Source organism: Denitrificimonas caeni (assembly GCF_905120345.1).
GTDB lineage: Bacteria > Pseudomonadota > Gammaproteobacteria > Pseudomonadales > Pseudomonadaceae > Denitrificimonas > Denitrificimonas caeni_A.
On sequence record NZ_CAJHOA010000002.1, the window covers coordinates 490,188 to 503,248 of the forward strand.

General features: G+C 48.5%; 16 protein-coding genes. 1 reads left to right on the forward strand and 15 read right to left on the reverse strand.

The window, feature by feature from the left end; genetic code table 11:
• Positions 1-12: 12 nt before the first annotated feature.
• Together JYJ62_RS05895 and JYJ62_RS05900 are read right to left on the reverse strand one after the other, a co-directional pair.
• Positions 13-516, reverse strand: coding sequence for a single-stranded DNA-binding protein (locus tag JYJ62_RS05895; RefSeq protein ID WP_205341263.1), 504 nt, complete (start codon positions 514-516; stop codon positions 13-15).
• A gap of 34 nt (positions 517-550) precedes the next feature.
• Positions 551-1,918, reverse strand: coding sequence for an MFS transporter (locus tag JYJ62_RS05900; protein WP_205341264.1), 1,368 nt, complete (start codon positions 1,916-1,918; stop codon positions 551-553).
• A 107-nt stretch (positions 1,919-2,025) separates the two neighbouring features.
• Between JYJ62_RS05900 and uvrA the strand changes: the two genes are divergently transcribed.
• The gene (gene uvrA, locus JYJ62_RS05905; RefSeq protein ID WP_205341265.1) at positions 2,026-4,845 is read left to right on the forward strand and encodes an excinuclease ABC subunit UvrA; all 2,820 of its coding nucleotides are present in this window, start codon (positions 2,026-2,028) and stop codon (positions 4,843-4,845) included.
• 67 nt (positions 4,846-4,912) lie between these two features.
• On the opposite strand, the gene JYJ62_RS05910 is transcribed toward uvrA, so the two are convergent.
• The 13 genes from JYJ62_RS05910 to rplF all read right to left on the reverse strand — a co-directional run bounded on the left by JYJ62_RS05910 (position 4,913) and on the right by rplF (position 13,050).
• Complete coding sequence (locus JYJ62_RS05910; RefSeq protein WP_205341266.1) at positions 4,913-6,364, reverse strand: catalase; 1,452 nt, start codon at positions 6,362-6,364, stop codon at positions 4,913-4,915.
• 170 nt (positions 6,365-6,534) lie between these two features.
• Complete coding sequence (gene rplQ, locus JYJ62_RS05915) at positions 6,535-6,921, reverse strand: 50S ribosomal protein L17 (protein ID WP_205341267.1); 387 nt, start codon at positions 6,919-6,921, stop codon at positions 6,535-6,537.
• 44 nt (positions 6,922-6,965) lie between these two features.
• Positions 6,966-7,967: a DNA-directed RNA polymerase subunit alpha gene (locus JYJ62_RS05920; RefSeq protein ID WP_205341268.1), complete on the reverse strand. Its 1,002-nt coding sequence runs from the start codon at positions 7,965-7,967 to the stop codon at positions 6,966-6,968.
• A gap of 22 nt (positions 7,968-7,989) precedes the next feature.
• A complete protein-coding gene (gene rpsD, locus JYJ62_RS05925) occupies positions 7,990-8,610 on the reverse strand; it encodes a 30S ribosomal protein S4 (RefSeq protein ID WP_205341269.1) in 621 nt (206 codons plus the stop codon).
• An 18-nt stretch (positions 8,611-8,628) separates the two neighbouring features.
• The gene (gene rpsK, locus JYJ62_RS05930) at positions 8,629-9,018 is read right to left on the reverse strand and encodes a 30S ribosomal protein S11 (protein WP_205341270.1); all 390 of its coding nucleotides are present in this window, start codon (positions 9,016-9,018) and stop codon (positions 8,629-8,631) included.
• Positions 9,019-9,048: 30 nt separating this feature from the next.
• Entirely contained in the window at positions 9,049-9,405 is a 357-nt protein-coding gene (gene rpsM, locus JYJ62_RS05935; RefSeq protein WP_205341271.1) for a 30S ribosomal protein S13, read from the reverse strand.
• A gap of 127 nt (positions 9,406-9,532) precedes the next feature.
• The gene (gene rpmJ, locus JYJ62_RS05940) at positions 9,533-9,649 is read right to left on the reverse strand and encodes a 50S ribosomal protein L36 (protein ID WP_028244127.1); all 117 of its coding nucleotides are present in this window, start codon (positions 9,647-9,649) and stop codon (positions 9,533-9,535) included.
• A 27-nt stretch (positions 9,650-9,676) separates the two neighbouring features.
• The gene (gene secY, locus JYJ62_RS05945) at positions 9,677-11,008 is read right to left on the reverse strand and encodes a preprotein translocase subunit SecY (RefSeq protein WP_205341272.1); all 1,332 of its coding nucleotides are present in this window, start codon (positions 11,006-11,008) and stop codon (positions 9,677-9,679) included.
• Positions 11,009-11,443, reverse strand: a complete 435-nt coding sequence (gene rplO / locus JYJ62_RS05950) for a 50S ribosomal protein L15 (RefSeq protein WP_205341273.1) — start codon at positions 11,441-11,443, stop codon at positions 11,009-11,011.
• Between the two features lie 3 nt (positions 11,444-11,446).
• Positions 11,447-11,629, reverse strand: a complete 183-nt coding sequence (gene rpmD / locus JYJ62_RS05955; RefSeq protein ID WP_022965440.1) for a 50S ribosomal protein L30 — start codon at positions 11,627-11,629, stop codon at positions 11,447-11,449.
• Positions 11,630-11,631: 2 nt separating this feature from the next.
• The gene (rpsE, locus tag JYJ62_RS05960) at positions 11,632-12,153 is read right to left on the reverse strand and encodes a 30S ribosomal protein S5 (protein WP_205341274.1); all 522 of its coding nucleotides are present in this window, start codon (positions 12,151-12,153) and stop codon (positions 11,632-11,634) included.
• Between the two features lie 3 nt (positions 12,154-12,156).
• Positions 12,157-12,507 (reverse strand): 50S ribosomal protein L18, encoded by a 351-nt coding sequence (gene rplR / locus JYJ62_RS05965; RefSeq protein WP_205341275.1) that lies wholly within the window; start codon positions 12,505-12,507, stop codon positions 12,157-12,159.
• A gap of 9 nt (positions 12,508-12,516) precedes the next feature.
• On the reverse strand, positions 12,517-13,050 hold the full coding sequence (gene rplF / locus JYJ62_RS05970; protein ID WP_205341276.1) for a 50S ribosomal protein L6: 534 nt from the start codon (positions 13,048-13,050) through the stop codon (positions 12,517-12,519).
• Between the last annotated feature and the right edge of the window lie 11 nt (positions 13,051-13,061).

Sequence of the window (13,061 nt, forward strand, 5' to 3'; positions counted from 1 at the left end):
CGTATGTCAATCTTAGAACGGGATATCATCATCAAAGCTATCATAATCAGGTGCAGGCTGCGCATCATGCTGCACACTCGGCGCAGGACGTGACTGCTGCTGTTGCTGTTGTGGCTGACTTTGCTGCTGAGGACGCGGCGCAGGTGCAGGACGACTGCCACCTTCATTATCACCACGGCTATCTAGCATTTGCATGCTACCGCCCATATCCACAACAATTTCAGTGGTGTAACGCTTTACACCATCTTTTTCCCACTCACGGGTCTGCAAACGGCCTTCGATATAAACTTTCGAACCCTTGCGTAAGTACTGACCGGCGATTTCAGCAATTTTTCCAAAAAATGACACACGGTGCCACTCAGTGCGCTCTTGCATTTGCCCTGTTTGCTTATCACGCCAGCTATCACTGGTCGCCAAAGTCAAGTTAGTCACCGCGTTGCCATTAGGCAAATAACGTGTTTCTGGGTCGCCGCCCACATTACCAATTAAAATTACTTTGTTTATTCCACGAGCCATAGCTTTCTCCATCCAGTCAGTGCACTAAGATCACTTATAAATAAGTTTCAACAGTCGCACGATCTATTATTTGCGTATCAAATTTTACATAAACAGCAGCTTCCTCTGCCACCAACACCGCATCCATAACACCTGCTTGTGAACGTAATCGAGTCAACCATTGCGTGGTTTGTATAGCGGCCGGAGAGACCGACAAGCGCAAACTGGTGACATAAGGCGGCTCTTGCATATTAGCAGCAAAAACCAACCAGAGTGCGGCCAGTGCGGCACATCCTGCAAAAACTATTGACGCTCCGCCTAAACTAAATAACCAACCACCTAAGATACCACCCAGCGCCGCCCCTAAAAACTGACTCGTCGAATACACACCCATTGCTGTACCTTTCGCGCCGGCCGGTGCAAACTTACTGATCAAGGACGGTAGACTCGCTTCCAATAAGTTAAATGCAGTAAAGAAGGCGATGGTGCCGATCACTAGTAAATTCAGGCTTTGTCCAAACCACCAAAAAAACAATTCAGTCAGTAATAAAACACTAATTGCTCCGATAAAGACACGCTTCATCTGTCGCTTTTTTTCACCATAGATAATAAACGGCAGCATGGCAAAAAAACCGACAAACATTGCTATCAGATACACCCACCAATGCTCTTCTTTTGGCAAACCACCCTGCTCTACTAGCGCTAAAGGCAAAGCAATAAAGCTGGCCATCAACAGCGCGTGCAAAACAAAAATACCTAAGTCTAAACGCAGCAAAGCAACATTACGTAACGTTGCCGATAACGCCGCCGTTGCCACACCTGACTCACGATGCTGCAACTGTACTGTTGGCTTCGGCACCGTCAGAGCAATAATTACAATACCCAGCAAGGCCATCGCTGCGGTGAACCAAAACAGTCCAGACAAACCAAAAGCACGAGTCACCAACGGCCCGACCACCATCGCCACGGCAAAAGAGATACCAATGCTAATACCAATGACGGCCATCGCTTTAGTACGGTGTTGTTCACGGGTGATATCTGACAACAACGCCATGACTGCAGCTGAAATTGCACCGGCACCTTGCAAGATGCGACCTGCAATAACGCCCCAGACTGAATCAGACATACCCGCCACCACACTACCGGCAGCGAAAATTAACAAACCAATATAAATAACCGGCAAGCGCCCTACACGGTCCGAGAGCATGCCAAAAGGTATTTGTAATACCGCCTGAGTTAAGCCGTATGCTCCAATCGCTAAGCCCAGTAGAAAAGGCGTCGCTCCAGATAAATCTTGCCCGTAGGTTGCCAGCACTGGCAGAACCATAAACATGCCCAGCATACGAAAAGCAAAGACCAGCGATAAGCCAGCTGTCGCACGGCGCTCTTGAGCGTTCATTGCATCGTTATTATGCTCGTTCATGATGTCTCCTTGATCTAGAGACGCGATTCTATCAGGAGGAACGCTTTGCCGCAGCATACCTCTAACCCGTATACTCAACCGTTTACACTCGCAACGCGAGGAATGCAGTGGATACCATAGTAGTTCGTGGGGCTCGTACCCATAATTTAAAAAATATTGATCTCGACTTACCTAGAAATAAACTGATTGTGATTACCGGTCTGTCCGGTTCAGGTAAATCTTCATTAGCCTTTGACACTTTATATGCCGAAGGTCAGCGCCGTTATGTTGAGTCTTTGTCGGCCTATGCACGTCAGTTTTTATCCATGATGGAAAAACCTGACGTTGACACTATTGAAGGCTTGTCTCCGGCGATTTCTATTGAGCAAAAATCAACCTCACATAACCCTCGTTCAACCGTCGGCACCATCACTGAAATTTATGATTACTTACGCTTACTCTATGCCCGCGCCGGTGTACCGCGCTGCCCTGACCATGATGTTCCGTTAGAAGCACAGACCGTCAGTCAAATGGTCGACTTGGTTCTTGGCCAAGCAGCCGAACGGCGCTTAATGTTGTTAGCCCCAGTAGTACGTGAGCGTAAAGGTGAACATCTTTCTGTTTTTGAAGAAATGCGCGCACAAGGTTTTGTCCGCGTCCGCGTCAACGGCACGCTCTATGAAATAGACGACGTACCTAAACTGGATAAACAGAAAAAACATTCGATTGATGTGGTGGTTGACCGCTTTAAAGTCCGCGATGACCTCGCTCAGCGCTTAGCCGAATCGTTTGAAACAGCACTACGTTTAACCGATGGCATTGCTTTAGTAGCCTCCATGGACGATGACGGCAGCGAGGAAATGGTATTTTCTGCTCGCTTTGCGTGTCCGCATTGTGGCCATGCCATTAGTGAGCTAGAACCCAAGCTATTCTCCTTTAACAATCCGGCCGGCGCGTGCCCAAGCTGCGATGGCTTAGGTGTTAAGCAGTTTTTTGATACCAAACGCTTGGTCAATGGCGAGCTAACTCTGGCTGAAGGAGCGATTCGCGGTTGGGATCGACGCAATGTCTATTATTTTCAGATGCTCAATTCGCTGGCTCAGCAGTATGACTTTAGCCTTGAGACCCCTTTTAAAGAGCTGGATAAAGCCACACAGCAAACTATTCTGCACGGTACAGGTAAAACGCAAGTTGAGTTTCGTTATCTGAATGACCGTGGTGATATTGTTAAGCGCTCGCACCCCTTCGAAGGCATTGTACCGAATCTCGAGCGCCGCTACCGTGAGACTGAATCCAATACCGTCCGTGAGGAGCTGGCCAAGTATCTCAGCACCCAGTCCTGCCCTGACTGTTCAGGTACGCGCCTGCGCCGTGAAGCGCGTCATGTCTGGGTTGGCGAAAACACCTTACCCACCATCACGTCCATGCCCATCGGCGAAGCATTCGAGTATTTCTCTGCTCTAACCTTACCGGGTAAACGTGGTGAGATCGCGGAGAAAATTCTTAAAGAGATCAGTGCACGCTTACAGTTCTTAGTCAACGTGGGCTTGAATTATCTGACCCTCAACCGCAGTGCCGACACCTTGTCCGGCGGTGAGGCACAGCGGATTCGTCTGGCCAGTCAAATTGGCGCAGGCTTGGTTGGTGTGATGTATATCCTTGATGAACCATCCATTGGTTTGCACCAGCGCGATAATGAACGCTTGCTCAATACCCTTGATCATCTACGTAAAATCGGCAACACCGTGATTGTGGTTGAGCATGATGAAGATGCGATTCGCATGGCCGACTATGTTGTCGATATCGGCCCTGGCGCAGGTGTGCATGGCGGTGAAATCGTCGCGCAAGGGACTCCTGCTGAAGTAATGGCCAATCCGAACTCGCTCACTGGTCAATACTTATCCGGCAAGGTACAGATCACCTACCCGCCTGAGCGCACGTCAGTCAATCCAGAAAAAATGCTGCGCTTACACGGTGCCACTGGTAATAACCTAAAGAATGTTGATTTAGACATCCCGCTCGGCCTACTGACCTGTGTCACCGGTGTTTCAGGTTCAGGTAAATCGACCCTGATCAACAATACGCTCTACCCATTGATGGCCACGGCGCTAAACGGTGCGACCACCTTAGAAGCAGCGCCCTATCAGTCACTAGAAGGCGTTGAACTACTCGATAAGGTTGTTGATATTGACCAAAGTCCGATTGGTCGCACCCCGCGCTCTAACCCAGCGACCTACACTGGCATTTTCACGCCCATCCGGGAGTTATTCTCAGGTGTCGCTGAATCCCGTGCGCGCGGTTACAGCCCAGGGCGTTTCTCCTTTAACGTCAAAGGTGGCCGTTGTGAAGCCTGCCAAGGTGATGGCGTTATCAAGGTTGAGATGCACTTCTTGGCTGATATTTATGTGGCCTGCGATACCTGTAAAAGTAAGCGCTATAACCGCGAAACCTTGGATATCCGTTACAAAGGTAAAAACATTCACGAAGTGTTGGACATGACCATTGAAGAAGCGCGCGCTTTCTTTGATCCAGTGCCTGCCCTAGCCCGTAAGCTACAAACACTGATTGATGTAGGGTTGTCTTATATTCGTCTTGGGCAAAGCGCTACCACGCTCTCAGGTGGCGAAGCGCAGCGGGTTAAGCTCTCTCGTGAACTGTCCAAACGCGATACCGGACAAACGTTGTATATCCTCGATGAGCCCACCACTGGTTTGCACTTCGCTGATATTCAACAATTGCTTGATGTGCTGCACCGCTTACGCGATCGCGGCAATACTGTCGTGGTGATTGAACACAACTTGGATGTGATTAAAACTGCAGATTGGATTATCGATCTCGGTCCTGAAGGTGGCTCTGGCGGTGGCGAAATTATTGCTACCGGCACACCTGAACAGGTTGCTAACAATAGCCTTTCACATACTGGCCGTTTTCTTAAAGATAAACTGTAAGTGCTAAAATCACACAAGCCTCGATAGACGAGGCTTGTGTGGTGACTAACAGCGGTAACTAGGCCATCTATTTCGGTAGATCAATACCTAAAGCTGCTGCAACACCTTGCCCATATGCAGGATCAGCTTGCATGCAATGGCAGATGTGCTTCATCTTAATCGCATCCGGAACCCCGTTCATATTGCGCGCAGTATTCTCGAACAGCACCTGTTGCTGCGCTGGGCTCATAAGACGGAATAAATTACCAGGCTGAGTGAAGTAGTCCGGCTCAGTCTCCCAATAATCAAAACGATCAGCTGCGCCTTCTAACGCTAACGGTGGCTCAGAGAAATCTGGCTGCTCTTGCCATTCGCCCTGACTGTTTGGCTCATAATGCAAGCGACTGCCTTGGTTACCATCAACACGCATCGCACCATCACGGTGGTAGCTGTGATACGGGCAACGCGGTGTGTTCACTGGAATCTGCGCGTGATTCACACCCAAACGATAGCGTTGCGCATCACCATAGGAGAACAGACGACCCTGTAGCATCCGGTCAGGCGAGAAGCTGATACCTGGCACAATGTGCGCTGGATTAAAGGCCGCTTGCTCAACATCGGCAAAATAGTTCTCAGGGTTTTTATTCAGCTCAAAGTAACCCACCTCAATCAGTGGATAATCACCTTTTGGCCACACTTTAGTCAGGTCGAACGGGTGATACGGTACTTTAGCGGCATCCGCTTCTGGCATGATCTGCACAAACATAGTCCAGCGCGGGAAATCACTGCGCTCGATGGCTTCATACAAGTCACGTTGTGAGCTTTCACGATCTTTCCCGACCAGTTCAGCGGCTTCTTGGTCGGTTAGATTTTTAATACCTTGCTGAGTTTTAAAATGAAACTTAACCCAGTAACGCTCATTGTTAGCGTTAATCAGGCTAAAGGTGTGCGAGCCAAAACCATGCATATGACGGAAAGAAGTAGGAATACCTCGGTCACTCATCAGGATAGTGACTTGGTGCAACGCCTCAGGTAACCCGGTCCAGAAATCCCAGTTATTGGTTGGGCTGCGCATATTGGTGCGCGGATCACGCTTCACCGCATGGTTCAGATCAGGAAACTTCAGCGGGTCGCGAAAGAAGAATACTGGAGTATTGTTACCCACCAAATCCCAGTTACCCTGCTCGGTGTAAAAACGCATGGCAAAACCACGGATATCACGCTCAGCATCGGCCGCACCACGCTCTCCGGCAACGGTAGAGAAACGCACAAACATATCCGTTTGCTTGCCGACGTCAGCAAACATTGTCGCTTTAGTGTATTGGGTGATGTCATGGGTAACAGTGAAACTACCAAACGCACCAGACCCTTTGGCGTGCATACGGCGCTCAGGAATAACTTCGCGATCAAAGTGTGCGAGCTTTTCCAGAAACCAAACATCCTGCAGTAGCAGCGGACCACGCGCACCGGCGGTTAAACTATCTTGGTTGTTGGCAATCGGACATCCAGAAACAGATGTGAGTTTTGGCTTGTCAGTCATGGCGTTTCTCCTACTGGTCTATCAAAAATGGACTTAGCATGAGAGTAACGAAAAAGACGAGATGAGCCTAATGGATTCCACAAAAGCGGGCGATAGTTAATTTCTATACAGAAAAGATAGGCATAAAAAAACCGAGCACAAGGCTCGGTTTTTTTGAACTGCAATATTGCTTACTCTGCAGCTTCTACTTCACCAGTAACCGGACGGTCAACCAGTTCAACATAAGCCATAGGCGCGTTATCGCCAGCACGGAAGCCGCATTTTAAAATGCGTAAGTATCCGCCTTGACGAGTTGCATAACGCTTACCTAAATCGTTAAACAATTTACCAACCGCTGATTTAGAGCGAGTACGGGCAAATGCTAGACGACGGTTAGCAACGCTATCTTCTTTGGCTAAAGTAATTAACGGCTCAGCTACGCGGCGCAGTTCTTTAGCTTTAGGCAAAGTAGTTTTGATCAGTTCATGCTCGAACAGCGACACTGCCATGTTTTGAAACATAGCCTTGCGGTGGGCGCTGGTACGGCTTAGGTGACGGCCACTTTTACGATGACGCATGATTTAATTCCTTACCAAACTCTTCGGTTCGGTGATAATGGCGATCAGGCCGTAGCCTTATCGTCTTTCTTCAAACTTGCCGGCGGCCAGTTATCAAGGCGCATACCGAGGGACAGACCACGCGAGGCTAAAACGTCCTTGATTTCAGTCAAAGATTTTTTACCCAAGTTCGGAGTTTTTAACAACTCTACTTCAGTGCGCTGAATCAGATCACCAATGTAGTAGATGCTTTCTGCTTTGAGGCAGTTTGCCGAACGCACAGTCAACTCTAAATCATCAACAGGACGTAATAAGATTGGATCAATCTCATCTTCCGGTTTTTCTTCAACCGGCTGCGCTTCACCTTGAAGATCAACAAATGCTGCTAACTGATGTTGCAGAATTGTTGCACTGCGACGAATCGCTTCTTCAGGATCAAGCGTGCCATTGGTTTCAAGATCGATGATGAGCTTGTCCAAGTTAGTACGCTGCTCAACACGGGCGTTTTCCACCACATACGCTACACGGCGAACAGGGCTGAATAAGGCGTCGATTTGCAAACGACCGATACTACGAGTTTCATCTTCTTCGCTAAAGCGAGAATCAGCTGACTCATAACCACGGCCACGTGCAATACGTAGCTTCATATTCAATGCGCCCTTGTCAGCCAGATTGGCAATAACGTGGTCGCCATTGACGATTTCCACATCATGATCCAGCTTAATATCGGCAGCAGTCACCACGCCCGGCCCTTTTTTGCTTAGAGTTAACGTGGCTTCGTCACGACCGTGCATAATTACTGCAAGGCCTTTCAGGTTAAGAAGGATCTCAATAACATCCTCTTGAACCCCTTCAATAGCACTGTACTCATGCAGTACGCCGTCGATTTCGACTTCGACAACTGCACAGCCAGGCATTGAAGATAACAATATACGCCGTAGCGCATTGCCCAAAGTATGTCCAAAACCACGCTCGAGAGGCTCAAGCGTAATTTTGGCGCGGGTCGGACTGACCATGTCAACATTAATTTGACGAGGGGTCAGGAACTCATTTACCGAAATCTGCATGGATACACCTATTTTCTAGCCCTTACTTGGAGTAGAGCTCGACAATCAGGCTTTCGTTGATGTCGGCTGACAGATCACTGCGCTCAGGAGTGCTTTTGAACACGCCTGACTTTTTCTCTGCATCTACATCAACCCACTCGACGCGGCCACGTTGGACACACAATTCGAGAGCCTGGGAAATACGTAATTGGTTTTTGCACTTTTCACGTACAGCTACAACATCACCGGGTTGAACCTGGTATGAAGGAACGTTTACAGTCTTGCCATTGATGCTGATCGACTTATGCGATACCAGCTGACGAGACTCGGCACGTGTAGAACCAAAACCCATACGGTATACAACGTTATCCAGACGTGACTCTAAAAGTTGCAGAAGGTTTTCACCCGTTGCACCTTTACGGCGCGCTGCTTCTTTATAGTAGCTGGCGAACTGGCGCTCAAGCACACCGTACATACGGCGAACTTTTTGCTTTTCACGTAACTGAGTACCGTACTCAGATAAACGACCGCGACGCTGACCATGTTGACCAGGTGCTGATTCGATGTTGCATTTAGATTCAATCGCGCGTGAACCACTCTTCAAGAAGAGGTCTGTGCCTTCACGACGGGACAGTTTGCATTTGGGACCAATGTAACGAGCCATTTTTCACTGTCTCCTAATTTACACGCGGCGCTTTTTCGGCGGGCGGCATCCGTTATGGGGGATGGGCGTCACGTCGGTGATGCTTGCGATTTTATAACCGCAACCATTCAAAGCGCGGACTGCTGATTCACGACCAGGACCAGGGCCCTTGACGTTAACATCTAAATTTTTCAAGCCGTATTCCAGAGCCGCCTGACCAGCACGCTCTGCTGCAACTTGCGCAGCAAATGGCGTACTTTTACGCGAACCGCGGAAACCTGAACCACCTGAAGTAGCCCATGACAGAGCATTACCCTGACGGTCTGTAATTGTGATAATTGTATTGTTAAAAGAAGCGTGGATGTGGGCAATGCCATCAACCACTGTCTTTTTAACTTTTTTACGAGGACGAGCAGCTGCTTTAGCCATTAATCAAATTCCTATCTAGAACCAATGCGATTACTTACGGATCGGCTTGCGTGGGCCTTTACGGGTACGCGCGTTGGTTTTGGTGCGCTGACCACGGGCTGGTAGACTACGACGGTGGCGTAAGCCACGGTAGCAACCCAAGTCCATCAGACGCTTGATGTTCATGTTGATTTCGCGACGTAAGTCACCTTCGGTATGAAGGACGGCAACTTCGCCACGCAACTGCTCGATCTGCTCTTCAGAGAGATCTTTAATTTTTGCTGCTGGATTAACTCCAGTAGCAGCGCAAATCTTCTGCGCAGTTGTGCGACCAATACCAAAGATATAGGTCAGCGAGATAACAGTATGCTTGTTATCCGGAATGTTAACGCCTGCAATACGGGCCATTCAGTGTAACTCCAATTGACAGCGACTCACTCTCAGGAAGCCAAGAAAGAAAGCAAGAACCAATGCTGTAATAACTATATATACAACCGAACAGCGCACTAGCTGTCCGGTTCATGACACTACACAATCAGCCTTGGCGCTGCTTGTGACGTGGTTCCGCTTTACAGATCACGCGAACAACACCTTCACGACGTACGATCTTGCAATTGCGGCAAAGCTTTTTCACCGATGCACGAACTTTCATCACTATCTCCTATAGCCTAAAGGCCTTTTAGCGCATTAAACCACTGCCGCCATAGCCTTTCAGGTTGGATTTCTTCATCAGGGATTCGTACTGGTTAGAAACGAGGTGTGATTGTACTTGAGCCATGAAGTCCATTACAACCACAACAACGATCAACAGCGATGTCCCGCCGAGATAAAACGGCACATTTGCAGCTACAACAAGAAATTGCGGTAGCAAACAGACAGCCGTCATGTACAAGGCACCAAACGCGGTTAAGCGGGTAAGCACACCATCAATGTAGCGCGCAGACTGCTCTCCCGGACGGATACCCGGAATAAACGCACCGGATTTTTTCAGGTTTTCAGCAACATCTTTTGGATTAAACATCAATGCTGTATAGAAGAAGCAGAAGAAAATAATCCCTGCACTAAACAACAAAATATTTAAAGGTTGTCCTGGTGCCAGCGCTTGCGATACATCAGCAAGCCACGACATGCTCTCTGATTGGCCGAACCACTGACCAAGAGACGCCGGGAACAACAAGATACTACTGGCGAAGATAGCTGGGATTACACCGGCCATATTCACTTTCAAAGGTAGATGGCTCGTTTGCGCAGCAAATACTTTGCGACCTTGTTGACGCTTAGCATAATGCACGGCAATACGACGCTGACCACGTTCGATAAAGACCACAAAACCAATAATTGCAACAGCAAGCATACCAATCGCAATCAAGGCAAAGATATTAATATCACCTTGACGGGCAGACTCGAAAGACTGACCAATTGCTGCAGGCAAACCAGCAACGATACCAGCAAAAATCAGCATAGAAATGCCATTGCCTACACCGCGCTCAGTAATTTGCTCACCTAACCACATCATAAACATTGCACCAGCAACAAAAGTTGTTACAGCTACAAAGTAAAAGTTGAAGTCACTTGCAAAAGCAACACCTTGACTGGCTAAACCAACGGACATGCCGATCGCTTGTACAAATGCCAATAACAAGGTGCCGTATCGGGTGTACTGGCTAATCTTACGACGACCAGACTCACCTTCCTTCTTCAACTGCTCCAAGTGAGGGCTCACAGCGGTCATCAACTGCATGATAATCGATGCCGAAATATACGGCATGATTCCCAATGCGAAGATACTCATACGCTCAAGCGCACCACCTGAAAACATGTTGAACAGGCTGAGAATGGTTCCCTCATTCTGTCGAAACAGGTCTGCGAGTCGATCGGGGTTAATTCCTGGAACAGGAATGTGTGCACCAATACGGTAGACAATAATCGCCATGAAGAGGAAACGTAAGCGTGCCCACAATTCAGACAAACCACCACCACCCATTGCAGAGAGAGAACCTTGCTTAGCCATTTATTCCTCGATTTTTCCGCCAGCTGCTTCGATTGCACTGCGGGCACCTTTGGTGACCCCAATACCCTGCAAAGTAACTGCGCGAGTAACGTCACCAGACAACATGACTTTAACGCGCTTTACATGCAAACCAATCAGATTGGCATCTTTAAGAGTCTGTACTGATACCACATCACCATCAACTTTAGCCAACTCAGAAGTACGAATCTCTGCGCGGTTCATAGCTTTTAATGAAGTGAAACCAAATTTTGGCAGACGAATGTAAAGAGGCTGTTGACCACCCTCAAAACCTGGTGCAACTTTACCACCAGAACGTGAGCTCAGACCTTTATGTCCGCGACCAGCCGTCTTGCCCATACCACTACCGATACCACGGCCGAGACGGACTTTATTGCGACGAGCGCCTGGCGCAGAACGCAAATCGTTCAAATGCATGGATCAGCCCTCCACTCGAAGCAAATAATAAGCTGTATTGATCATGCCGCGATTTTCTGGAGTATCCAGAACTTCAACGGTGTGACCAATGCGACGTAGGCCTAAGCCACGAACGCAAGCCTTGTGATTAGCCAAACGGCCGATCGTGCTCTTAATAAGAGTCACTTTAACGGTTGCTTGAGACATGGTTAGAGAATCTCCTCGACACTTTTGCCACGTTTAGCAGCAACTGAATCAGGTGATTGCATGGTTTTCAAACCTTTAAACGTTGCATAAACAACGTTGACTGGGTTAGTAGAACCATAGCACTTAGCTAATACGTCCTGAACACCTGCAACCTCTAAAACCGCACGCATTGCACCACCGGCAATTACACCAGTACCTTCTGATGCAGGCTGCATGAAGATGCGTGAAGCACCATGCACAGCTTTAATTGGGTACTGTAAAGTAACACCATTTAAATCAACCTGAATCATATTGCGTCGTGCTGCTTCCATAGCTTTTTGAATTGCTGCTGGAACTTCGCGTGATTTACCGCGGCCGAAACCTACGCGGCCTTTACCATCACCTACAACGCTCAGCGCTGTAAAAGTGAAGATACGACCACCCTTAACGGTTTTAGCTACACGGTTGACCTGCACCAATTTCTCGATGTAGCCCTCATCGCGGCTGTCGTCGCGGTTATCGCGTCTTTGATCGTGATTTGCCATAACTTAAAACTCCAGCCCGCCTTCACGAGCAGCATCAGCCAGTGCTTTCACACGACCATGGTACTTGAAGCCAGAACGGTCAAAAGCCACTTTGGCAACACCAGCGGCTTTCGCACGCTCGGCGACCAGCTGGCCTACTTTTTTGGCTGCTTCGATATTGCCTGTGGCTCCATCGCGCAGTTGCGTATCCAAAGTAGAAGCCGAAACTAATACTTGGCTGCCGTCGGCCGAAATGACCTGGGCATAAATATGCTGCGAAGAGCGAAACACGCAAAGACGAGTCATTTGTAACTCGTTCATTTTCAGACGTGCTTTGCGAGAGCGACGCAGTCTTGAAACTTTCTTGTCGTTCATATGCTAGCCCTACTTCTTCTTAGCTTCTTTGCGGCGTACGACTTCATCAGCGTAACGCACACCCTTACCTTTGTATGGTTCTGGACGACGGTACTGACGAATCTCAGCAGCAACCTGACCCAAAACTTGCTTATCGATACCACGAATAATGATATCGGTAGCGCTTGGCGTTTCAGCCGTCACACCTTCAGGCAATTCATAATCAATAGGATGCGAGAAACCTAGAGCTAGAGACAAAATTGGTCCTTTGGCTTGAGCACGATAGCCCACACCAACAAGTTGCAATTTACGCTCGAAGCCCTGGCTAACACCAGTCACCATATTGTTTACTAAAGCACGGGTTGTACCGGCCATAGCACGTGACTGTTGGTCACCATTACGTGCAGCAAAACGAATTTCGCCAGCTTCTTGGGTTACTTCAACTGAAGAATGTACAGTTAACTCTAGGGCACCTTTTGCACCCTTCACCGAAAGCTCTTGGCCAGCGAGTTTTAACTCAACACCGGCTGGTAGCGTGACGGGATTCTTAGCAATGCGAGACATGCTTATCTCCC